The organism is Streptomyces sp. SBT349 (genome assembly GCF_001083795.1).
Classification (GTDB): Bacteria; Actinomycetota; Actinomycetes; order Streptomycetales; family Streptomycetaceae; genus Streptomyces.
The window spans coordinates 1-24,040 of record NZ_LAVK01000038.1 but is presented as its reverse complement, the minus strand read 5'-3'; the positions used below and the strand labels follow the sequence as shown (position 1 = coordinate 24,040).

General features: G+C 68.2%; 9 protein-coding genes, 1 tRNA gene and 3 pseudogenes. 7 read left to right on the top strand and 6 right to left on the bottom strand.

Annotated elements, in window-relative coordinates; genetic code table 11:
• Positions 1 to 14: 14 nt before the first annotated feature.
• Complete coding sequence (locus tag ADY01_RS07475) at positions 15 to 4,091, bottom strand: LamG-like jellyroll fold domain-containing protein (protein WP_049567707.1); 4,077 nt, start codon at positions 4,089 to 4,091, stop codon at positions 15 to 17.
• Positions 4,092 to 4,499: 408 nt separating this feature from the next.
• Positions 4,500 to 5,447 (bottom strand): hypothetical protein, encoded by a 948-nt coding sequence (locus tag ADY01_RS07470; RefSeq protein WP_049567704.1) that lies wholly within the window; start codon positions 5,445 to 5,447, stop codon positions 4,500 to 4,502.
• 379 nt (positions 5,448 to 5,826) lie between these two features.
• On the opposite strand from ADY01_RS07470, the pseudogene ADY01_RS07465 reads away from it, so the two are divergent.
• Positions 5,827 to 6,478, top strand: a pseudogene (locus ADY01_RS07465) (class I SAM-dependent methyltransferase).
• 256 nt (positions 6,479 to 6,734) lie between these two features.
• Here ADY01_RS07465 and ADY01_RS07460 read toward each other — a convergent pair.
• The 3 genes and pseudogenes from ADY01_RS07460 to ADY01_RS38940 all read right to left on the bottom strand — a co-directional run bounded on the left by ADY01_RS07460 (position 6,735) and on the right by ADY01_RS38940 (position 7,968).
• Entirely contained in the window at positions 6,735 to 7,304 is a 570-nt protein-coding gene (locus tag ADY01_RS07460) for a maleylpyruvate isomerase N-terminal domain-containing protein (RefSeq protein ID WP_049567700.1), read from the bottom strand.
• Positions 7,305 to 7,359: 55 nt separating this feature from the next.
• Positions 7,360 to 7,488 (bottom strand): annotated as a pseudogene (locus tag ADY01_RS41755) (integrase); the annotation flags it as partial.
• A 410-nt stretch (positions 7,489 to 7,898) separates the two neighbouring features.
• Positions 7,899 to 7,968, bottom strand: a tRNA-OTHER gene (locus ADY01_RS38940).
• Positions 7,969 to 8,595: 627 nt separating this feature from the next.
• Between ADY01_RS38940 and ADY01_RS07455 the strand changes: the two genes are divergently transcribed.
• From ADY01_RS07455 to ADY01_RS38935, 4 genes are all read left to right on the top strand, one after another.
• Positions 8,596 to 9,306, top strand: a complete 711-nt coding sequence (locus tag ADY01_RS07455; RefSeq protein WP_049567698.1) for an IS110 family transposase — start codon at positions 8,596 to 8,598, stop codon at positions 9,304 to 9,306.
• 826 nt (positions 9,307 to 10,132) lie between these two features.
• Positions 10,133 to 14,332 (top strand): LamG-like jellyroll fold domain-containing protein, encoded by a 4,200-nt coding sequence (locus ADY01_RS07445; protein WP_078900082.1) that lies wholly within the window; start codon positions 10,133 to 10,135, stop codon positions 14,330 to 14,332.
• Positions 14,333 to 14,469: 137 nt separating this feature from the next.
• Entirely contained in the window at positions 14,470 to 21,147 is a 6,678-nt protein-coding gene (locus ADY01_RS07440; RefSeq protein ID WP_053170600.1) for a polymorphic toxin-type HINT domain-containing protein, read from the top strand.
• A gap of 45 nt (positions 21,148 to 21,192) precedes the next feature.
• Positions 21,193 to 21,789 carry a hypothetical protein gene (locus ADY01_RS38935; protein WP_159001023.1) on the top strand — a complete coding sequence of 199 codons (597 nt, stop codon included), beginning with the start codon at positions 21,193 to 21,195 and terminating at the stop codon, positions 21,787 to 21,789.
• Positions 21,790 to 22,199: 410 nt separating this feature from the next.
• Here ADY01_RS38935 and ADY01_RS39685 read toward each other — a convergent pair whose 3' ends face one another.
• Complete coding sequence (locus tag ADY01_RS39685) at positions 22,200 to 22,646, bottom strand: hypothetical protein (RefSeq protein ID WP_234320126.1); 447 nt, start codon at positions 22,644 to 22,646, stop codon at positions 22,200 to 22,202.
• Between the two features lie 218 nt (positions 22,647 to 22,864).
• Here ADY01_RS39685 and ADY01_RS07425 point away from each other — a divergent pair.
• Both ADY01_RS07425 and ADY01_RS07420 read left to right on the top strand, forming a co-directional pair.
• Positions 22,865 to 23,317: pseudogene (locus tag ADY01_RS07425) on the top strand (IS5/IS1182 family transposase); the annotation flags it as partial.
• A complete protein-coding gene (locus ADY01_RS07420; RefSeq protein ID WP_049567682.1) occupies positions 23,314 to 23,718 on the top strand; it encodes a hypothetical protein in 405 nt (134 codons plus the stop codon). The pseudogene ADY01_RS07425 and the gene ADY01_RS07420, both read left to right, overlap by 4 nt.
• Positions 23,719 to 24,040 lie beyond the last annotated feature (322 nt).

Sequence of the window (24,040 nt, the reverse complement as noted above, 5' to 3'; positions counted from 1 at the left end):
CGTGAGGAGTGGGGTCAGCGGGGATCGGGGATCTCGGTCGGGATGTCGCCCCACCGACCGGAGAGCCAGGCGATCTGGTCGCCGGTCAACGCGCCCTTGAACACCCAGAGATCGTCAATGGATCCTGGCCAGTACTCGTCCCAGGCGCCCGCGGTACGGGAGCGGCCCACCTGGAGGGAATGCCCGGCGCGGAACGAGAGCACATTGCCGCCCCAGGACATGCCGCCGCAGGCACTCTGGGCCTCGTCGGAACAAGGCACCTCGACCCGCAGCCCGTTCACATACAGTTCCACCTCACGGCGGAAACCGTCGTAGACAACGGCCACGTGGTTCCACTCCAGTGGGTCGTAGGGCCGGGGGTTGGCCACGCTCACCACCGAGGCGGTGGCCGTGTCCGCGTCCGGCACCGTAACCTCCCACCGCCCCCAGCTGGGTTCGTCCGCGGCGGGTACGAACCGCACGCTGAACGCGCTGCGTTGCGTTCCCGCCGCGCTGAACAGGGTGACGCCCTCCTCGGGGACCGCGGCCGCCTGGACCCAGGCCGCGGCCGTGAAGCTGGTCGTGGTGTCCACGGGAACCTCGGTGGTCTCGGCATGGTCGTCCACGCCATCGAGCACCAGCGCGCCCGAGTCGATCCACCCCGGTCCCACGGCCGGGTCACCGCGCAGCGTCAGGGCGTTGGCGGAGTCCGAGGAGTCAGGGGTGAGCGCCGGGGCGGTGCCCGTCACCTCGTCGAACTGCCAGCGGGCGCCGACCAGCGGGCGCTGGGCGTACAGCTGCCTGACCTCCTCGGCGGAGACCACCCGGTCGTACATCCGGATGTCGTCGAGCGCCCCGTCCATGTGGTTGCGGATGCCGTCGGGGTGCTCCGAGGCGCCGAGCATGACGGGGCCGGTCGCCTCCCAGCGGTGGTCGTAGGGCTGTGACCCGGCGAACCGCCCGTTGACGTACAGCTGAAGCCGCTTGCCGTCCAGGTCGTGTACCCCGACGACATGGGTCCAGGTGCCCAGGCCGACGGCGGGGCACTCCGTTTCGCCCGCCTCGCAGGGGTTGTCCACCACCTCGACGTTGGCGGCGTCGGATCCCGGCCCCGTGGCGCGCATGAACGACCAACCACCGCCGTTGGGACGGTGGTAGAGGGAGAAGCCGCGGCCGGACGCGCCGCCCTGGGTGGCGGCCGTCATATAGCGGTTCTCCTTGCCGGCGGGCAGCCATGCCCACAGCGAGACGGCGAACGACTGGAACGTGTCCAGGACCGGCTGACCGGTGAGGGCACGACCGGTCGCGCCGTCGAGGGTGAGGGCGCCGCCCGCGATGCCCTCGCCTCCGGTCGCCGCGCCACCGTTCAGCTGAGCCGCGCTCCGCTGAGCGCGGCCCACGACCGAGGTCGCTTCCGCCGCCTCGTCCATCGCCCAGACCGCCGTCGCCGGCCGACTGCCGCTGGTGATGTCCTCATGGGCGTGCAACTGGCGGACCTGCGCGTCGTTCAGCCAGTAGTCGTAGTAGCGCACCTCGTCGAGGTCACCGGTGAAGAAGCGGCTCGGCGCGGCGTCACCGTTCGCCGTCGCTCCCAGGACCGAAGCGCCGCGCGCCTCCCACAGGGCCGTGGTCCACGGCACGGAGGCCACGCGCTCACCGTTCACATACAGCACCAGTTCCTGGTCGGCGTTGTTGTGGACCCCGACCACATGGGTCCACTCCCCCACCGCCGCCGACTGCCCCTGCCGCGCGCTGAGTTCGAAAGGCTGGTTGTCGGAGGCCGTGCGGGCGAACGTCCACCCCTCGGCCGGATCAACCGACAATCTGAACGCCCAGGTGTTGACACCCGCTTGGGAGACGGCGGTGCCGAGCGAGGTCACGCCCTCCTCGGGCAGCCGGGCCCAGAACGACACGGCGAAGCTCTTCGAGGTGTCCACCACCGGGATCTCGGTGGCCGCGTAGCCGTTCACACCGTCGAGTTGGAGCCCGCTGCCCCGCGCGCCCGGGACTCCAGGCGTGGCGCCGCCCGACAGCGCCGCGCGCCAGGGCTCACCCTCACCCGTGACCGCGGTGGCGCCCTCCTCCTCGTCCAGGCCCCACACCATGCGCTCCGGCTCGCCGGCCCGGACGGTGAAGTCGTAGGTGCGGATGGTCGACGCGTTGTTCGCCGCGTCGATCGACTTGATCGTGAGGAAGTTGACGCCGGGCTTCTGCGGCAGCACCTGAACGGTCCGTGCGGCGCCGCCCGTTGTGGTGACGGAGTTCGCCGCCGTCGGGTCCTGGTTGATCCCGTACTGGTACGAGACCACGTCGGCGTCGGGCGCGTCGAAGGTGAAGTCGCCGTACTTGCCCATGCCGTCCCGCCAGGGGTCGTCTGGGTCGTCGGGATCGGCCTCCGGGTACTGCCGCGAGGAGACGGCCGGGGCCTGGGGACGGGTGGGGTCGTAGATGAACGCGCACCGCTCGGCGGAACCGTTGGACGACCAGGGCGAGTAGCTGTGACCGTCATAGGCCCGTGCGAACCACTCCACCCGCTTGTTGGTGGGGACGTTCGACGGCAGGGCGATGGAGAAGAGGGAGCCCGACCGCTTGGCCGTGGTCATGTCCTGCCAGCGGATGATGCTGCCCTGGCCGTCGCCGGCGTCCCAGCGGGCGCCGAACTCGACCCGCACCGACTCGCCGTCGGGGTCGGTGACATCGCGCGCCGAGATCCTTCCTCGGCTGGCCACGTAGGCGGGGTTGGACGGTGGCTTGCACGCCCCGCCGTACTCCATCGACAGCTGGGACATGCGGATCTGGGGCGGGGGGCGGTTGTAGTTGACGCGCAGATGGGCGCGGTCGGCGAAGCGTTTCCAGGTGAGCGGGTCGCCCTCACTGGTGGCCTGCATGCCCAGGGTGAGGGTGGAGGCGTTGTTCCCCGCCATCTCCCTGACGGCGCCGGTGACGTTGAACTCGGCGTCCTTCGCGGCGCATCCGTCGTGGCCGTGGGCGAACGTGCGGTCGTCGAGGCGTTCCACCCAGAAGCCGGGATTGTTCTGCGTGTCCCAGGTGGTGCCGGAGTTGATGCTCCAGGTGCGCCAGAGCTGCACCTCGCGGGCGGTGCAGGACGCCGAGTACACGTTCCGGACCACGAACTCGGCGGAGATGACCTGCGTTCCGGCGAAGTGCGAGACCGGGAGGCGGTAGAACAGCCGCTTCAGGTCGTTCGGCTTGCAGTAGGCCCACTCGCACAGGCCCAGACCCGCGTTGTTCTCACCGTTGAACATCCACTGCGGGCTGTTGTGCCAGTAGCGGGAGGCCATGGTCCAGGCGGTGGCTCGGGGCGAGTGCATCTGCGGGTCGATGTAGACGGGGTAGTGCGTGTCCTCGCCGCGCAGGATGTCCGCGTCGGGCGTCAGCACCAGCCCCTCGTCGGTGACCTCGACGCCCACCCGGCCCTGGCGCCCGCCGACCTCGGCGGTCGCCTCGCGTGCCCCCTCGCTCTCGGGCATGGAGTCCCACATCAACGGCGCCGGGGCCTCGAACACCGGCGAGCCCGCGCCGTGGTCGACCGCCGCGACCCCGCCTTCGGCCGTCGCCTCCACGGTCATGCCCTCGGTCTCCAGCCCCAGCACGAGTTCTGCCAGCCGCGGATCGGCGGCGGCCTCGGCGGAGTGCACCACCAGCAACTGCGTGTAGCCGTCGGCCTGGGCACCCAGGCGCAGGTCGACATCGGGGAACACGTTCTCGTAGACCGCGGTAGCGCCGTCGAGCGCCGGCTCGGGCAGATCCCCGGGCCAGAAGACCTCCAACGACCTCCCGCCCCGTTCCATCCGCACCATCGGATCGCCGTCCCCGCCACCGGAGAACGCCAGGGCCACCGTGGCGGCGGCTGGACCCACCATGCCGTCGCCGGCGGGCGCCAAGCCGGTGTCGACCTCCCGCCACTCCCCACCCAACCGGGTACGCACCGGCCGCAGATACTCCCGCGCCTCCAGGCTCCCGGCAGGGGTGGCGTGGACATCGCGACTCTCCCCGCGCAGGGACAGCACCTCGACCGGCTCGCCGGTCCTGGCGGCCTCGGCGAGCGCCTCCTCCTCGGAGAACGCCTCCCCCACCGTCTCCTCCGCCACCGCGCCAGCGCCATCACCGCCACCCGACTCCGTCGACGGCCTCGCCGCACCGAGAATCCCCGCCAGGACGACCCCCACCACGGCAGACGCCAGCACCGCACGCCACTCCGCCCTCATGCGAACCCCCCACAGGCCACGAAAGGACCACGTCTCCCACGCATGTCCGCAGGAAACGTAAAGCCACGCTCCGGATACGTCTATAGCGCCAAAGTGGGCCAACTAGCCCGATGATGGGCGAGCTTGGGCGAAATTTGATATGACACCGCGTCAGATGATCGGCCGTCTACTGCCGGCTTCACCCACGAAGGTCCGCGGATCGCCACCGATGCGGCACGCGCGGAGGGGTCAACGGGACCTACCCTCCACCCCGGACGCCTCGTGCGGTCCGGGGCGAAGGCGTGTCTCAAATCAGTCGGTTGCGATACCGGTGTCCGATGCGCCGCCTTCGGGGCCAGTGTCGTCGGCGCCCCCACCGCGGGATGTTGCGGTCACGGTCGCCTCGGGGCTGGGCTTGAGGGAACTATCGATCACCACGGACAACCCTCCATCCTCGCCAGTCCGGCGTCCTCGGCTGGCCGACTCGATGATGGCGGCGACGGCCTCGTACAGTTCGTTGGAGAGAGCCCAGTCCCCGTTCGCCAACTCGCTGGCCCTGCTCTTACCGCGGAGTTCCCACAGGGCAGTGAGGGACGCGATGAGCGTCCGACCCGAGAGGGTGACCTGTACCTTCCCGTTCCCTGTGTCCTTGATGTCGGCTGGGATGCGGAAGTGCTGTTCGTGGGCTGTCTTCTCAACGTAGAAGGCCCAGAGGTCGTGATGGCAGGTGAGCTTGGCCGAGGCGATTCCGGCGGATGCGAGCAGCAGGTCGAGGTGTCGCTTCCAGAGCTTGACGTCGTCGGGGCTCCCGCTGGGTGGTTCTGACCGGGTGTGCGGGGCTGCCTCGCCGGCACGGGGGTCGGGTGCCGAGACTCGTTCGGGTTCTGGCTGCGTCTCCGCTGGTTCGAGCGTTCGGCGCCTGGTTTCAGTTTCGGCGCGTAGGGCTGCGATCTCAGCCTTCTGCTCCGAGAGAAGGGTATGGAGTTTGGCGATCTCCTGCCGTGTTCGCTCATCTTCGAGGAGTGCGTGGGTCGCGTGCTTGAGTGCGCGGAGGTCGGCTTGGACCGCATCGACGCGGACGTTGACAGAGTCGATTCGCGTGTTGATTCGAGTCTCGGTTCCGCTGATGGCAGTGGTGAGGCGGCCGAATCTCTGCTCGCCCGAGGCGCTGAGGGCCGTGAGCGTGGTGGTGGCGAGTGCCGTCACGGTGGACTCGATGCGGTTGGCTGTCTGCTGCAGGCGTTCGATGCCGAATGCCATGTATCGCCCCCTGGCTTCGTCGCTGTGTGTGGCGCAGCTATGCCTCCCCGTGCGCCGATCTGATGACGCGGCGGTTTCCGGACATGCGGATGAGCATCCACGTCGGGCCGAGTGGCGGCATCGACAGAAGTGGCCCCCGCCGATCCGGGACGGTCCCCCCTCCACCGGTGACCAGGGTGGTTCAGCGGACGGCCTGTGAGCGTTCGTAAGGAGCCACGTCAGCCAGCCGAAGATGGTAGGTGTTGAACTAACTCATCATCCGTCCGCAGTGAAGACGTCAGTCGAAAACCGGCACCCTGCCGGGGTAAACCCCCAGGTCAGCTCCTCCTGCTCCCCGCGCCGGTGCGATATGCCGAGATGACAAGACGGAGACCGCAGCATGACGACCGCCGAAAACCATGCCCAGCCGGCACCTCCCGCCCAGGCGAACGACTATGACAGCTTCGCCGGGGCGTACTCGGCGCTGAGCGAGACGAGCCTCCTGAACGCCTATTACGAGCGGCCCGCGATGCTGTCCCTCGCCGGGGACGTGGTCGGCCGCCGGATCCTCGACGCCGGCTGCGGCTCCGGCCCCCTGTTCGCCGCGCTACGCGATCGGGGTGCCCTCGTCACCGGCCTCGACTCCAGCGCCGGGATAGTGGAGCTGGCGCGGCGGCGGCTGGGTGCCGACGCCGGCCGAGACACGGCGGGTACTCAGGCCCGGCGGCCGACTGATCGCGTCGGTGCAGCACCCTTTCGTGGACTACGCGATCCAGGATCCTCGGCCCGACTATTCCGCGACCACCAGCTACACCGCCGACTGGGCCGACCTGCTGAGGCAGGCCGCCCCGATGACCTTCTGGCGCGGGCCACTGCACGCGATAACCGACGTCTTCACCGCGGCCGGCTTCCGCCTGGCCGTCATCAGCGAGCCACAGCCCGATCCGGCCGCTCGCGAGCTGTACCCCGACGACTTCCACAGCCTCTCGACCAGAATGTGCTTCCCTTTCTTCGTTCTGAAGGTGCCCCCGGCTACCGGCTCGGCCGAGTAACGGGGCAAGCAGGGCAGAATCCCTTGCATCACACTCCCAGAGGGCCTCAGTAGCGCAGGCAGGGTCATCCTCGAACCAGCACGTCACGCAGTCCCATAGCGGACGCCGACGACACCCGTGCACCGCGTTCACGTACGACAACTCGATGCACGACCCCACGTGATCCCACCCCCGCCGGTACAGCCGTCCAGCGCCCCCAGCGCACTTCAGTCGCGCGACCTGCTGTGACCCGGAACGTTTACCGGGGTCAGGTCGATCAGCCTGGTCGTGCTGCTTCCCACCTCCACGAGGTTTGGCGAGGGAAGCCGTCGAGTTCTCCGCGGCTGGTGCACCAGAGGAGCACCTGTATGGGGTCTGCGGACGGGGCGGCGGGGAAGAGCCGGTTGAGTACTGCCGCGCTCAGCGGTGCTGGCGGCAGCCAGTCCACGGACAGTCCCTGCGTGATGTCGTAGGTGTGCAGCAGGACTTCGGCGACGCCCATCGCCGCGAAACCTTCGGGGTAGCACGGGCCCCAGTGCCAGGCCCTCAGGGTGGGGTTGGCTGTGGCCAGGGCGCTGCTGAGCATTCCGCCGCAGGCGGTGACGACCTGGAGTACTTCGGCAGGCGAGGCAGTGGGGCGAACGTTCAGGTCGATGGGAAGGTAGGCGTCTGCGGGCTGTGCTGCCACCTGCCCTGCGTAGGCCAGCAGGTCGTGGCCGATGTGGGCTGCCGTTTTCCAGCAGGTCCATTCGAGCGGCCCCGCCGGCACCGTCCAGTCCTCGTCGGTATGGGGGCCAAGTATCCGCAGCATCTCTGCCACGGCGGCGTCGACGTCCCGGTGGTCCATGCAGAGCTCCTCGGGGTCCGTGATGTGGGAGTGGGCTGTGCCGGTTGTTGATCCTTCACGCCGCTGGGCATCTGGCACCTCCGCCCCAGCGGATGCCTTTCTCGCTGCGGATGCGGGCACGCTCTCGGCGTTGCGCGGAGAGCACGTCGGGGTGGCGGGCGTTGGCGTTGCGCCAGCGCTGGTAGCGCCGAGCCGAGCCAGTTGGCTCCGACGGAGGTGAGGGAGGGCAGAGACATCCTGCTGGGCGCCGAACGCGGAAGAGCGAGATAGGTGGTCAACAGCTCTCGCTCCCCGTCGAGTTCCTGGTCGTCGGCCAAGAGCCCGTCGTCGAGTTGGATCAGCGCCCAGAGGAGGCCGTAGGTCAGGTCGTCCAAGAGGACGCGAGGGGCGACCCACCTTCGTGTCCGTCCCCTCCGACGACGGCATCACCACCGACAAGATCGCCCCCCTCGTCGGCCACACCAGCACAACCACCACAGAGAGGATCCATCGAAAGCAGATCCGACCCCTCATCCAGACCGGCGCCACCGCCACATCAGTCACTCACCCGCACCACAGAGGCCGCCTCCCTCACGGGAGACGGCCTCTGACCTGTGGAGCTAAGGAGAATTGAACTCCTGACCTCTTGCATGACATGCAAGTCCGGCTGCGCCCCCCGGCTCATATGCGGGCGCTGACCTGCGCGAACGATCCAGGACGATCCACCCGAGTCCACCAGTGACCAAGGTGGTTGTCGCTCAATTAGTCACTCACCCACTGTCGAGCCACGGCGGATGAAGCGGACCGTCTGTAAGCATGTGGAAGGAGTCACGTCAGCCAGCTGAGCGTGGTAGGTGTTGAACTCATCATCCGTCCGCAGTGGAGACGTCAGGCGAAATGTCCGATTCTCAGGAAGTAAGTAAAATCGGCACCCTGCCGGCATAGAACCCCAGGTCAGCTCCTCTGCTCCCCGCGCCCGCGGGGTTATTCCCTGCTCGACCAGGTCCTCCAGGGCCAGGTGCGGCTGCTCCCCGCACCCGCGGGGTTGTTCCCAACTCATCTCGCGCGCTCATTAGAGGACCATCCCTTCTGCAGCCCTCTTCGGTAGGGTTGTGGCCTCTCGGTCCCGGTGGGTGCATGGCCAGTAGTGCGAGCCGTTCGACGGCCAGCGTGAGTTCCGCCAGCCCCGCCGGGCCGAGGTCGTCTGATCGGCTTCAGGGACACGCCCCGCGGAGGGCCGATTAATGAGCTCCCGGCAGACGACCTCACCACCGGGCAGGTGCTCCGTCGAAGTCACAGGAGTACGACCTTCGTGTTCATCGGATGGGACTGGGCGACCGAGACCCATGACGTGACCGTCATGGACGACGCCGGAAAGCGCATCGACCGGTGGGAGTTCGCCCACACCGAGGAAGGGTTCGCCAAGTCCCTGGCCCGGCTGGGGAAGCACGGCGTCCCGGCGGATCTGCCCGTGATGATCGAGACCAGCCGCGGCCTGGCCGTGGACCGGCTGCTCGCCGCCGGTCACCCCGTGGTCCCGGTGCACCCCAACGCCTTCCACGCGATGCGCCCGCGCTGGGGCGCCTCCAAGGCCAAGACCGACGCGGGCGACAGCATGAAACCGGCCGACTACCTGCGCACCGACGGGCACCTGCTGCCCCGCCTGGAGCCCACTGGGCAGGCCACCCTCGATCTCCAGGCCCTCACCCGGACCCGCGCCGACCACGTCGAGGCCCGCATCGGCGCCGTCAACCAGCTCGCCGCGCTGCTGGACGCCCACTGGCCCGGCGCCAAGGCGGTCTTCGCCAGCCTCGACAGCGACATCGCCCTGGCCTTCCTTCAGCGATACCCCACCCCGGCCGCCGCCGCCAAGCTCACCGCCGGACGCCTGGAAGCCTGGTGCAAGCGACACGGCTACTCCGGCAGGAAGCCCGGCCACGTCCTGATCGAGCGCCGAAGGCCGCCTCCCGCCTCAGCGAAACGGTCGTCGAACAGCTCGTCCGCGTCCAGGTCCAGCTGGTGAAGGGCATACGCACGACCATCCGCACGCTGGACAAGGCCATCGCCGAAGCGGTCGAAACCCACCCCTACGCGCCACTGTTCGCCACCATGCAACTCCACCTCCCGCCCACCAGCACGCCCGCCCTTACGACCTGCGGGGACGGTCCACGGCAGTCCGCAGCCATCCAGGGCCGCACACGGCGGTTGTCACTCAGTTAGTCACTCAGCCTCTTCAAGAATGTCGGCCACACGGCACAAGGGCGGGGCATTTTCCCCACCAGAGGCGAGGCGACCCCGGTCACCGGAACGTGATCACTCCGCGCCGTCAGGGATGAGCCACTAAACTCAAGGCGTCACAGAGGCCGTCGACCACCCTGAATCGGCCGCATGGCTGCAACGGCCCCCGGAGCGCGAATCGCCACCGAATGAAAACGGCCCTCACACGACCTGAAGCCCCAGGTCAGGAAGTGTCGTCCCTGCAGGCGCGGGGGTGTTCCCAGGAGGCGGCTGACCTCGGACTCCCGTCACCCGTCGTCCCCGCGGACGCGGGGTTGTTCCCGACTGCCAGCTGAGCAACTGGCGCGCGGCTGTCCGCTCCCCGCGTTTTGCAGTCCTCAGGGCGTTCGCCGCCTCCACCGAGAGCGGCGCGCTGCGTGCCGACGGCAGCGAGGATGCCGCTGACGCGGTGTTCCATGGCACCGGCTACGCCCTCAGTGGTTTCTCACATCACCCCCTGGTGGCCCGACTTGCTTCGGTTTCACCCCATGGACATGCGTGCGAATGATCTCTACATTCGCTCTGGTTCTGTGTGCGACATATGATGCAGTTGGGATCGGGGAGGGTGGAGCATGCGGACACGGCTGCGTCGTGGCGTGTCGTGGGGGCTGGGCGTCGTGCTGACGGCTGGGTTGCTGGGCACCGCTCAGCCATCGGCTTCGGGCGGCGAACGTGCCGCGGCCGCGGCCGCGGAACCCGCGCCGGCGGCTGGTGAGGCCGCGTCCGAGGTCGAGGCGTTGGCGGAGGCCGAGCGTACCGGGGAGCCGGTCGAGGTTCTGTCACTGCGCGGCGAGACGTCCGAGGTGTTCGCCACTCCCGAAGGCACGTTCGAAGCGGTGGAGTATCTGCGACCCGTGCGCACGCGCGTCAACGGACAGTGGGAAGAGGTCAACACCGACCTGCTCGTGCGCGAGGACGGAACGGTCGCGCCCGTCACAGCGACCGTGGAACTCGCGTTCTCCGGTGGCGGTGAGGACGCTCCCATGGCGAGCCTGACGCGGGACGGCCGGGTGCTGGAGTTCCACTGGCCCGGCGCGCTGCCCGTTCCGACGCTGCATGGTGCCCTCGCCGTCTACGAGGACGTGCTCCCGGACGTCGACCTGCGGATGGGGGCACAGGTCGACGGCTTCACTCAACTCCTCGTCGTCCACTCGCCGGAGGCAGCGGCGAGTCCTGAGCTGGCCGAGGTGACACTCGGGTTGGAGGCGCAGGGTGTTGAGGTGGAGACCACGTCCGATGGTGGTCTCGCCGCCATCGACGAGGGAGCGGGTTCCCCGGTGTTCGAGGCGCCGGCGCCGGTGATGTGGGACTCCAGCGCCGGAACGCCGGAAGGCACGGCCGTGCGCGAGGCCGCCACCGAAGAGGTCGGAGCGGGCGAGTCGGGGCGGCAGGCCCGAGTGGGCCTGGAGGTGACCGGCGACAGTCTGGTACTGACCCCGGATGCGGACATTCTGCGAGACGAGGAGACCGAGTTTCCGGTGTACATCGATCCGCAGGTGTACACCCCAAGAGCATCCGCCTGGACGATGGTGTCGCGTTACTGGCACGACTCCCCGCAGTGGCTGTTCAACGGTGAGGACGACGCCGGCATGGGGTACTGCGACTGGACGCGTTGTCAGCCGGAGGACCGAAAGCGGTTGTTCTACCGGATGCCGGTCTCGCGTTTCGCGGGAACGAACGTCATCGAGGCGCAGTTCCAGGTGCCGAACGTCCATTCCGCGTCCTGCACCGCCACTCGGGTGGAGCTCTACCAGACGTGGAGCATCAGCTCCGGCACCACATGGGATTCGCAGGATGGCAACGGGTTCTGGGCCGAGCACCTGGATACCCGGTCATTCGCCTACGGACATCAGAACTGCGCGGCGAAGGATGCCGAGTTCGATGTCACCGCTGCTGTCCGCGAGGCGGCCGACACCCGGCGTTCGACGCTGACGCTGGGGTTGCGTGCCGCTTCGGAGACGGATCCGCTGAGCTGGAAGCGGTTCTCCGACCGGGCGCACCTGCGGGTGGAGTACAACCGCCGCCCGCCGCAGATCCGCACCTCGCAGCTGGTCATGCAGTACGGCGGCACCTGTCCGTCACCCGACGACCCCGCGCACGTCAAGACGCGTGGCAGCATCAGCGCTCTCCATGTCACCGATCCGGACGGAGACCGGGTCGCGGTGGAGTTCGGCGCACGCTGGGACACCGGGGACGGGCAGGGCGACATCATCCGCTGGGCCCCCAACCCGACGGGGTTCAAGGCGTCCGGCAGCACCTTCACCGTCTCCCTGCCCACCAACCTGCCCACCGACCGCCGGATCGAATGGTTCGCCAGGACCTTCGACGGCGTGAGCTACTCGCCTTGGTCCTCCAACGGGTCGGCACACCGGTGTGCCTTCGTCTACGACACCAGTACGCCCGCGGCGCCCACGATCACCTCCCCTCAGTATCCCGAGGCCGACCCGTCGGACCCGGAGGACCCGTGGCGCGACGGCATCGGCAAGTACGGCAGCTTCACCTTCGACAGCGCAGCGTCGGACGTGACCGGCTATGCCGTCCATGTCAACGCCAGTCGCACAGGCAACCGATGGGTCCAGACGTCCGGTGGCGCCCCGCGCACGCTCCAACTCCTGCCGGAGACGCCGGGGATCAACACGATCACGGCACAGGCGCTTGACGAGGCCGGCAACTGGTCGGAGGTGCGCACCTATCTCTTCGTGGTACGCGCCGGGGAGCCCGAACGCATGGTCTGGGGCATGGAGGACGAGCCCGGCGCGGATGCCCTGACCGGCGAGGGCGAGCCATGGGAAGCGGCCCTCACCACGGGTGCCGCGCCGGGAGCTGACGGTGTCGTCGGCGGGGCCCTGGAGCTGGACGGGCAGGGCGGCCATGCCTCCGTGGTGACTCCCGTGCTGGACACGTCCAAGAGTTTCTCGGTCTCGCTGTGGGCCCGTCTGCCCGAGGGAGGACTGAGCGGCCCCGGGACCGCCGTGTCGCAGGCCGGATGGAACGCCGACGGCTTCGCGTTGACCGTCGACCCGCAGACCGGTTGGTCCTTCTCCCGCGATGCGTCCGATGTGGCGGGAGCGGCCGCTGTCCGGGCTCGGCAGGGCCATGTGCCGGAGCTGGGGGAATGGACGAATGTGACCGGCGTCTTCGACAACGTCAACCAGCAGTTGCGGCTCTATGTCGATGGCTCTCTCGCCGCCTCGACGGGCTTCACCGGGGCGTGGGAGGCGCGCGGAGTGACCACGCTGGGAGCCACCGGGGACGGCTCGTACTTCACCGGCCGACTCGATGAGGTACAGCTCTACGACTACTGGCTTCGGCCGGAGCAGGTCACCCAGCTCGTCGAACGGCAACCGATCACAGAAACGTCCCGCCCGGCCAAGGCCGTGTGGTCGTTGGACGAGCCGGACGACGTCACATCGGTGGCGGGGCGCAGCCAGGAGACCCGCGCAGCGATCACCGGGGAGGTCACGCTCGGCGGAGAGGGCGCTGACGGCGCGGCCGCCTCGTTCGATGGTGCCAGCGGTTATGCCGCCACGAGCCAGCCGGTGCTGGACACCCATCAGTCATTCGCCGTGTCCCTCTGGGCCTGGCTGCCGGCCGAGAAGGAGAACCGGTTCATGGTGGCCGCCACGCAGGGGGGCGCGGAGCGCCGCGGCTTCTCCCTCTACCACCGCCCGGACGGCGGCGGCTGGACCTTCCTGCGCGCCACCTCGGACGCCGCCGACGCGGCGAACGTCGAGGTGAACCAGAACCCGTGCTCGGCCGCGACACCCAACTGTCCCGCGGCCGGACTGGGGACGTGGGCCCACGTGGTGGGGGTCTATGACATGGACGCGGGGACCATCAGTCTCTACGTCAACGGTGAACTGGCCGACTCCACCGCGTTCAGCCACCGTTGGGACGCGACCGGCTCCCTGATGCTGGGAGCGTCCGAGGCAGAGGGTCAGGTCATCAACCGCCTGGACGGCAAGCTCGACGACGTACGGCTCTTCGACCGCGTCGTCACCGCCAGCGAGGTCCGGCAGCTCTACGAACAGCGGCCCCTGGTCGGGTCCCGATGGCAGTTCGACGACGCCGGCGCCGGCACCACGCCTGATTCCTCGTCCGCCGGAAACCCACTCGGTTTGCAGGGCGGCGCCGCGCTCGGTCCCGGCGCGGTGGACTCCGGGTCGCTTCTGCTGGACGGCGTCGACGACCACGCCGCCACGACCACCGTTCCGGTTGACACCACCGCCAGCTTCACCGTCGCGGGCTGGGCGCGGGCCGCGGCCGTTCCGGAGGGCGGAGCGACCGCGTTCAGCGCGGGCGGCGAGCACCACAGCGCGGTCTCCGTGCGGTTCGTGCCCGACCCCGAGGAAGAGGGGTGGGGAACATGGCAGTTGGTCATGCCCGACGCGGACACGTCGGAGGCGTCGGTCACCCGCGTGGACAACGCCCTCTTCTACGACGTGCGCGAATGGAATCACCTGACCGTGGTCTACGACGGCTTCCGCCGCGAGGCCGAGCTGTATGTCAACGGGGTGCTGGCCGAGACGTCCTGCCTGGAAGGGGAGGACGACTCCTGCGGCTCGTCCTCCAGTGCCGAGAACGTGCTGACCTTCGAGGCCGACGACTCCCTCCAGGTGGGCCGGACCAGGGCGGGAGGCGCCTGGGGGGAGTACTGGCCCGGTGCCATCGATGACCTCTGGACGTTCGAGGGAACGCTCGCGCCATCCCAGGTGACGCTCCTCGCCACTGGCATCTCGGGGCTTCCCACCCGCGTCCCCGTCACGCGATGACAAAGCACACGCGTACTGACCAGCAGATCGAACGCAGCCGACCGCCGCGCACGACCGTGGCTCCTGGACGAAGGACTGAGAGACGGATGCAGGGACCGGTCAGACTCCGCAGGGCGTTCCGCACGGTCCGGCGTCGAATGGCGGTGGGATTGTCGCTCATCATGCTCGCCTCGCTCCTTCAGGCGATGGCCTCCCCCTCGGCCCGGGCCGAGGGGAACGGCTGGGGCGAGCTGCCGGAGCTGGAACAGCCCGTGGATGGCGAGGACGGCCTCGATGTCATCCCCCGCACCGTGGAAGAAGGCCCGCGGGTGCCACAGACTCCTCCTCGGGCCGCCTGGCCGGATGCGGGGTCGGAGCAGGTCACGCTGCCCTCCTCCGCGAGGTCCGCCGCACCGGTGCCCGCCGGCGACCTGCCGGTGCGGCTGAGCCCCGGCGGCGGTTCCGAAGCGCGAGCCGATTCGGCACGGGTCACGGCACAAGTCCAGATCCTGGACCGCGAGGCGAGCCAGGACGCCGGTGTGAACGGCGTGCTGCTGACCGTCGAAGGCGAGGAGGATTCGGTGGGCGCGGTCGAGGTGGAGCTCAACTACACCGGCTTCGCCGGGGCGTTCGGCGGCGGCTACGGTTCGCGGCTGACGTTCGTCCAGTTGCCCACCTGCGTCGTGGACACGCCCGAGGCGGCCGAGTGCCGGGAACAGACCCCGGCTCCTTCGGTCAACGACACCGAGACGGAAACCCTGACCGCCACCGGCGTCGAGGTGACCGCCTCGGGGCCGGTGGTGCTCGCGGCGGTCGCCGACGAGGAAGGCGTGGAGAGCGATTACACCGCGACCGCCCTTGCCTCGTCCGCTACCTGGGACGTCGGCCTGAACACCGGCGACTTCGCCTGGTCCTACGACATGCCGGTACCGGACGTTCCGGGCAGTCTGACCCCCAATGTCGGGCTGTCGTACTCCTCCGGCTCCATCGACGGCCGGACGGGCGGCACCAACAACCAGGCGTCCTGGGCCGGCGACGGGTTCGACCTGTGGCCCGGGTACATCGAGCGCACCTACCAGTCCTGTGCCGAGGAGGAAGTGGAGAACGCCGACGGCAACAAGGTGGGTGACCTGTGCTGGGAGTACGACAACGCCTTCATCTCGTTCAACGGTCGGGCCGGTGAGTTGGTCCCGGCCGGAGACAACGAGTGGAAGTTCCAGCAGGACGACGGCACACGGATCCGGCGCCTCACCTCCGGCGAGCGCGCCAACGGCGACAACGACAACGAGTACTGGGAGATGACCACCCCCGAGGGCATCCGGTACTACTTCGGCTACCACCGGCTGCCCGGCTGGACCTCGGGCAAGGAGACCACCGACTCCACCTGGACCGTCCCCGTCTACGGCAACGACACCGGCGAACCATGCCGCGCCGCCACCGTCGCCGCCTCCTCCTGCACCCAGGCATGGCGCTGGAACCTCGACTATGCCGTCGACGCGCGCGGCAACGCCATCGCCTACTACTACAACAAGGAAGAGAACTCCTACGGCCGGTTCCTCGACGAGACCGACGACGTCCGATACACCCGCGGCGGCACGCTGGACCGCGTCGAGTACGGGCTCCGCGAGAACGCCATGTACAGCGCCCGTGCCCTGGCACGGGTGGACTTCGCCGGCAGCACCCGCTGCCTGCCGCAGGACGGCGTGGATTGCGCGGCCTCCGCGATCGACGACAACGAGCTGTACTGGTACGACACGCCCTGGGACCTCAACTGCGAGGCGGGCACCGACTGCGACAGCGGTCGTTCCTCACCCACGTTCTGGACCCGCAACCGCCTTACCCAGGTGACCACCGAGGTTCTGGCCTCGGGCGCGTACCAGCCCGTCGACTCCTGGTCCCTGACCCACCGCTGGGGCATGGCGGACGTGGACTACCAGCTCCTCCTGGACAGCGTCCAGCGCACCGGCCACACCGCCACCCCGGCCATCACGCTGCCGAAGACGACGTTCGCCTATCAGCAGCTCCCCAACCGCCTGGACGAACTCGGCGACGGCTATGCCCCGTTCAACAAGGAGCGCCTGGCCACCGTCGCCGATGAGTACGGCGGTCAGATCGACGTCCAGTACTCGGGTGAGGCATGCGACCCGGCGAACCTGCCGACGCCGGAGACCAACACGACGCGCTGCTTCCCCCAGTACATCGGTGGCGGCGGCGATATCACACCGGACCTGGAGTGGTTCAACAAGTACGTCGTCACGGGTGTGATCGGCACCGACCGTACCGGCCGCTCACCGGATCAGGTCACCGAGTACCGGTATCCGGGTGACGCGGCCTGGCACTTCGACGACGACAACGGCCTGGTCCCCGAGGAAGAGAAGACCTGGTCGCAGTGGCGCGGCTACGGCCACGTCCGTACCCTGTCCGGCGGCGAGGGCGACATCGGCATGCTGTCGCAGGAGGACACCTACTTTCTGCGGGGCATGCACGGCGACCGCCTCAACGAGGACGGCGGCACCAAGGACATGTCCGTCGCCCTCCCGGCCGGCGAGGGCGACCCGATCATCGACCACCCCGCCGTCCACGGCTTCGCCTATCGCACCGTCACCTACGACGGCGTCGACGGCGATGTCCTGGAGAAGTCCGTCTCCCGGCCCTGGCACCACGAGACCGCCAGTGACGTGCGCGACTGGGGCACCATCACCGCCGATCTCTCCGGCACCGCCCGCACCACCACCTGGACCTCGCTCGACGACGGTGCCGGCAGCAGGTGGCGCACCACACGTGTCGACACCGCCTACGACACCGTCGCCGGACGCCCCACCGAGGTCAACGACCTCGCGGACACCGCCACCTCAGCCGACGACCGCTGCACTCGCACCACCTACGCCACCGGCACCGACGCCAACCTCCTCACCCTGCCCGCTCGCGCCGAGACCGTCGCCGTGGCCTGCACCGCCACCCCCGACCGCGCCGACGACGTCATCACCGACGAGCGCTGGGCCTACGACGGCGGCGACTACGGCGAGGCGCCGACAGCCGGCGATGTCACCGCCACCGCCGTTCTCAAGGACCACGACGGCACCACCGCCGGCTACCTCGAATCCGGCGCCACCTACGACTCCTACGGCCGGCAGGTCAGCACCACCGATCTCACCGCCGACCTCACCGTCACCGGGTCCACCCTCACTCGCAGCCCCCGCGGCGACGGCCGCACCAGCACCGTTGCGTATAGCCCTGCTACGGGCTTCCCCACCCAGACCACGTCGACCGACCCACCCGTTGACCCGGACACACCGAGCACGGCCATGACCGAGGTCACGCAACTCGACCCGGTGCGAGGCGTTCCCACGCGCCTCACGGACACCAACAGCAAGGTGACGGTGCTGTCCTACGACGCTCTCGGCCGCTCCGAGAAGGTCTGGCTCGCGGACCGGCGCACCGGCATGCTGCCCAGCTACCAGTTCACCTACCACATCGAGGAGAACGAGCCGGTCGTCGTCGGCACCCGCACCCTGGACAACGCCGGCAACAACCAGCTCGCCTCCTACACCGTCTACGACGGCTTCCTCCGCGAACGGCAGACACAAGAACCGGGGCCGGACGGCGGCCGCCTGGTGGCGGACCGGTTCTACGACGAACGCGGTCTGCTGAGCAGGACATTCGTGCCCTACTACGCCTTGGGCGCCCCGGCGCGGGAGTTGTTCCTGCCGGATGAGCCGCAGCGCATCGAGTCGCAGACCCGGCACGCATACGACGCGCTGGGACGGGAGATCGAAACCCGGCAGATAGCGGGTGACGGAGACGGCGGCGAGGTCCTCGGCACCACCACCACCAGCTACCACGGCGACCGTGTCACGGTCATCCCGCCCCTTGGCGCCACGGCCACCACCACGCTCACCGACGCACGCGGTCAGATGACCGAACTGCGCCAGCACCACGAGCGTTCCGCCGACGCCGACTTCGACAGCACTCAGTACACGCAGACGCCTTCGGGTCAGATCGACTCCGTCACCGACCCGGCGGGCAATGAGTGGACATACGCCTACGACCAACTCGGCCGGACCGTCGCCACGACAGACCCCGACGCGGGTCGCAGCGAGAGCGCGTTCAACGACCGAGGCGAACTAACCACGCGCACCAACGCCCGTGACATCACGCTCGCGTACGCATACGACGGCCTGGGCCGTCAGACCGCACTGCGTGAGGGAAGCGCCGAGGGGCCACTGCGCGCCGAGTGGGTGTACGACACGATCACGGGGGCCCGAGGCCAGCTCGCCAAGTCGATCCGCTACCACGACGGCGAGGCATACACCACCGAGGTCACTTCGTACGACAGGCTCTACCGCCCCCTGACCTCGCGCATCACCATTCCGGAGACAGAGCAGGAGCTGGGCGGCACCTACGAGCACACCACCCGATACCACGCGTCGGGCCTCACCCAGTCAATGGCCCTCCCGGCGGTCGGCGGCCAGCCCGGCAACGGTGTCGCGTTCACCTATGAAGCCGCCACCCTCCGCCCCACCGAACTCGCCGTAGCCAGTGGACCACAAGTCCTGACCACCTATCACCCCACCGGCAGGTACGCCGCCCACGACATCCACGACAACGGCGACCCCGTCGTCCGAGCGACCTACGAATACGAATGGGGCACGCAGCGCCTGGCCGCCACCGCCGTCCAGCGCTGGGAAGGCCCCTTCGACCGCCGGGAGAACTACACCTACGACCAAGCCGGCAACGTCCTCTCCATCGCCGACACTTCCGCCACCGGCACGGACGTCCAGTGCTTCCAATATGACTACCTGCGCCGCCTGACCGAGGCCTGGGCCCAGACCGCGACGACCTGTGCCCCCACTCCCTCGGGCGGAACGATGGGCGGCCCCGCTCCGTACTGGCACTCCTACACCTACGACGCCGTCGGCAACCGCCTCACGGAGACCCTGCACGAGCAGGACACCGAGCGCGTCTACGACTATCCCGAGCCGGGCGCGGCCCAGCCGCACACCCTGACCTCGGTGGTCGAGGACGCCCCGGGCATCCGTTCACTGGAGGAGTACACCTACGACCCCACCGGCAACACCGCCACCCGCCAGGTAGGCGGTGACACCCAGGAACTGACCTGGGACGCCGAAGGCCACCTCGCGAGCGTCGAAGAAGCCAACGGCGAGATCACCGAGTATCTCTACGACGCCGACGGTCAGCGCCTGATCGGCCGCACCCCCACCGAGACCACCCTCTACCTCGGCGACCACACCGAAGTCACTCTCCCGGCCGGATCCACCACCCCCACAGCCACCCGCTACATCGCCCTTGGCGGCGGCCACACGGCCGTCATCGCGGACGACGAGTCCGTCTCGATCACCATGGCCGATCACCACGGCACCGGCCAACTCGCCATCGACACCGCCAACCTGGAACTCACCCAGCGCCGCACCCTCCCCTTCGGTGACTACCGCGGCGACACACCCGGCACCTGGCCCGGGACGCGCGGCTTCGTCGGCGGCACCACCGACACCAGCACCGGCCTGACCCACCTCGGCGCCCGCGAATACGATCCGGCCTTGGGGCGCTTCATCTCCGTCGACCCCGTCATGGACCTGACCGACCCCCAGCAGATCCACGGCTACACCTACGCCAACAACAACCCCCTCGCCTTCTCCGACCCCACCGGCCTCTTCCTCGGCGGCTTCTTCGACGCGATCGCATCGGCGGCGAAGAAAGCAGCGGAAGCCGCCGCGAAGGCGGCCAACAGCGCCGCCCGGAACGGCAACGGCGGGGGCCGATCACGCGGTGGCGCGGGCCGGTCCGGCAGCAGTTCACAGAACGTGGGCTGGGACCCACCCGGTGATTGGCCTGACGCCGGAGATGTATCGGAATTCTTGGAGGGCGCATACAAGGGCGTGGTGCCGCCCGAGGTCAGATTCTTTCTCCCGGATCCGTGGAATGCCTACGAAGAGTGTTCCGGCAACTTGTTCAGCTCAAGCTGCGGTGAATCACTGCTCGACTACATACCCTTCGGGAAATTCAACAAGCTGAAAAAACTATACGAGAAACTCAAAGGCGCCCCGCAGGAGACCCCCTCACCTTCCAGAGCCGACACCCCGTGCAACAGCTTCACGCCGGGAGCACCGGTGCTCATGGCGGACGGCAGCACCGAGCAGATCGAGGACGTCGAGATCGGCGACGTCGTTCTGACAACGGACCCCGAGACGGGCGAGACCTCACCCAGAACCGTCACCGCAGAACTCACCAGCACGGGCACAAAAGACCTCACCACCCTGACCATCGCCCCCATCGAAGGCGCCCCCACCACGATCACGGCGACGGACCAACACCCCTTCTGGGCCCCGGACCTGAACACCTGGCTCGACGCCGCCGACCTGACCCCCGGCACCTCCCTCCTCACCAGCACCGGAACCCTCACCACCGTCACAGCCGTCACCCACACGACCACAACCGCCACCGTGCACAACCTCACCGTCGAGGGCACCCACACGTACCATGTGCTGGCGGGCGAGGTTCCGGTACTCGTGCATAACTGCCCGAAGAAAAATCCCAACCCGGGGCCACCGCCTATACCCAATATTGTGCACGGAGGAGTTGAGGACATCCTTCAGAATGGTCGGCCACAGCGACTCAATCCCGACGGCACACCGGATGTCTTTACGCCGCGACCGAACACCCCTAATTCTATATCCAGAAGGTGGGGCGGCGCTGCAATTTACGATATTGACGGCGGCGGCAACAGGTATCGCATTCTCGTCAACAGGCACGGCAATGTCGGATGGGTCGACAATCACGACTACACCAAAATCTACCCCTATCAGCCTCGTGAATGAGAAAGTTGCCGTCTAGCGCCGCGCGCTACGACCGGAAGAGAGAGCATGACGAGTTTTCTTCGCCAAGAGTTGAAGGTAGCCGAATCACTTGCTCGATTCGGACTGGCGGTACGTGTTCCCGATGTCCGTCATGGGGCGCTGTTGCCGGTTAGGGCCGCCTCCCTGGCAACTGGCTGTCGAGCGGAGGACGGAAGGCGAGATACGGTCATCGAGGGGGACGTTCCCGGCCTGATCGAGAAAGCCAATTCGACCTGGTTTTCCATGGCACTGGAATACGAGCTCTTCAATGAGGAGGAAAGACGCTTCTTGGTGGGCGTCGACTACGCCGACGCGTCATCCTCGCCTCTACTGCGCTGGGCCGAGGTGGAATTGATGCACGACTGGCTGATCGTGGGAGTCGACGTCAAAGACCGAGTTCTGGGCCCGGCGCCCGATAAGCCGGAGTTCTCGATGTTGTCGCTCGCCGGCGATCTTATTCTTCGGGGAACGACATGGGATGAGGGGATCGGTTTCCTCGTCGTCCCGCGTCCGCACGATGTGACTGTCATTCGCTCCTACGTTTCTCGCCTCGCGGATAATCCAAAGACAGAGCGAAACGAACGGATCGCTGCCGAGGAGTGGTTGAACCAGCACCCGAGATAGGGTTTCAGGTAATCCTCTGGGCGACAGACAGCAGTTCGGGTCTCTCCACGAGTGCGGGCGTTCCGGATTACCTCGACGTACCGTCTGGTTCGTGGCTCTCTCAGGGGAGGCCGGTTTCCTCATCCATGGCTCGGCACACAATAACGATGTGGCAAAGATCGGTAACATCCCAGGTCTGGAAGTCTTCTCCCCACGCGAGCGGGGTGTTCCGCTATCCCCACGGGCACTGGGCTTCCGTCCCGGTCGACAAGGGTGTCGCCGCCCGATCCCGGCTCAGGAAGACCGCCGGGGTCACCCCGCACGCGGCGAGCTCGCCGGAGTGTAGAACCGAAGGGTGCGTCCGTCCCCTCGGTCTGGGTGCGATTCATGAAACCGACCCGGGCCAAGAGGTGGTTGGCCTGCCCGGGAGCTTACCCAAGGGCTTGACCATTCCCGTCCGGGCAACCTCGGGGACGCCAGCCCCGAGGGATCTCAATCCGCAGCCCGGGCGACTCGTTCGGCGAGCCCTGCTGCCGCTGGTAGCCGCTCCCCGGCTCAGCGACGGTGACGCTGAAACCGCTGTCGTGGAGCTCGGCTGTCCACACCTTCCGGTCGAACCACTTGGTGATGTCGGGCTGCATGTCGGTGATGGTCTTCATGCGGGCTCCCCAGTCATGGCCGAACACTCCGCGGCTCTCTTCACATTCGCCGCAGCCGCCCTCACCATGGATGTGGCCTGCTTTCCAGGCATTGACGGCAACATTGAGGATGACGCCGTACAGATCTCCGCGGGTCGCGACCAGGCCATCCGGAACACCGGCCAGCAGCACGGCCAGTTCGGGGATTGCCCACCGGTGGTGACGGGACCTGCCCGGCATCCTCCTCCTGGCTGGCGTCTTCGAATGCCTGGTGCTGCCGCGCGATGGTGTCGGCGAGCACGGCAGCATCGAAGTGCCGCCAGGCAGACCTCACTTGGGTACCCAGTCGATCGGCCACCACCTGCGTATTGCGCTCGATCGTGTCCGCGACGGTCCCTGGTCGGACGGTCATGCCCCGGCGGGCCAACTCCGCGAGCGTCTGCGCCACCGCTTCCTTGAAGCGGGTGCCTGGCCGCAAGCGGGGCCCGGCCATGGACGTGCTGGGCCTGGTCATCGCCGTCGTCGTGCTCGCCGCGAGCGCGCACGACAACGCCGCGGGCACCGCGCTGCTCGACCAGGTCGCCGAGAACGCCGGAGGCGCCGCCGACAAGGCCCTGGTCGACCAGGGCTTCAAGAACGCCGTCGTCGACCACGGCACCTCGCTCGGGATCGACATGGAGGTCGTCGAACGCAACCCGCAGGATTGGGGATTCGTCCCGCAGCCGAAGCGGTGGAGGGTCGAGCAGACCTACGGGATCCTGATACTGCACCGGCGCCTGGTCCGCGACTACGAGCACCGCCCGGTCTCCTCAGCCTCCCGCGTCTACTGGGCGATGACCCACGTCATGGTCCGCCGGCTCACCGGCGCGAACACTCCCACCTGGCGCGATGCGCAGGCGGTGAGTGCGTGAACATCCAGCCCCTTCTCGAGGCGCTCGACGTCCAGGAGGACGCCGCCCGGGCCCTGGCCGACGATGTCCGCACGCAGATCGCTGCACTGCACGGCCGGCTCCGGCAGGCCGAGACCCACCTCGAACACCTCGCGATCACCCGGAAGACCATCACCGCTCTCGTTGACCGCCTCCCAGCCCGGACCTCCGCCCCCGACCTGCCCGAGCACCCGGACTACCCCCGCATCCTCGCCGTCTTCAACGAGGCCACCGGCCCCCTCCGGGCCCGTGACGTCTGCGAAGCCCTCGACCACGAACTACTGCCGAAGAACATCGAAGGTACCCGCGCCAAGCTGAAACGCCTCGTCAAGCTCGATGTCCTCACCGAGGCCGACACCGGCAGCTTCACCACAAAGCAGTAACTGCCCGAACGCCCGCGACCAGCATCCCCAACCCCACCAAGAAACGGACACCACCCCACGAACCGCCCTCTGAGAGGGCGTTTACTTAGGCTTGTTCGGAAAAGTGCATTTCGTCGCTGACCTGCTTTGCGGTGATTCGAGCGGCATGCGGGTTTCGCATCCTCCTGCCGCTCGGAGGCTGCCATCCGTTTCGCTCACTTCTACCGCTGGAAGTCCATCTGGTTTGAAGATGCGGCAGAACCTCCTGATGATCAGCGGAACACCGGATTCCGGCCTGCTCGCGCCAACGCTACGGCGTGAGTCAGCGGAAGCCGTACCCCAG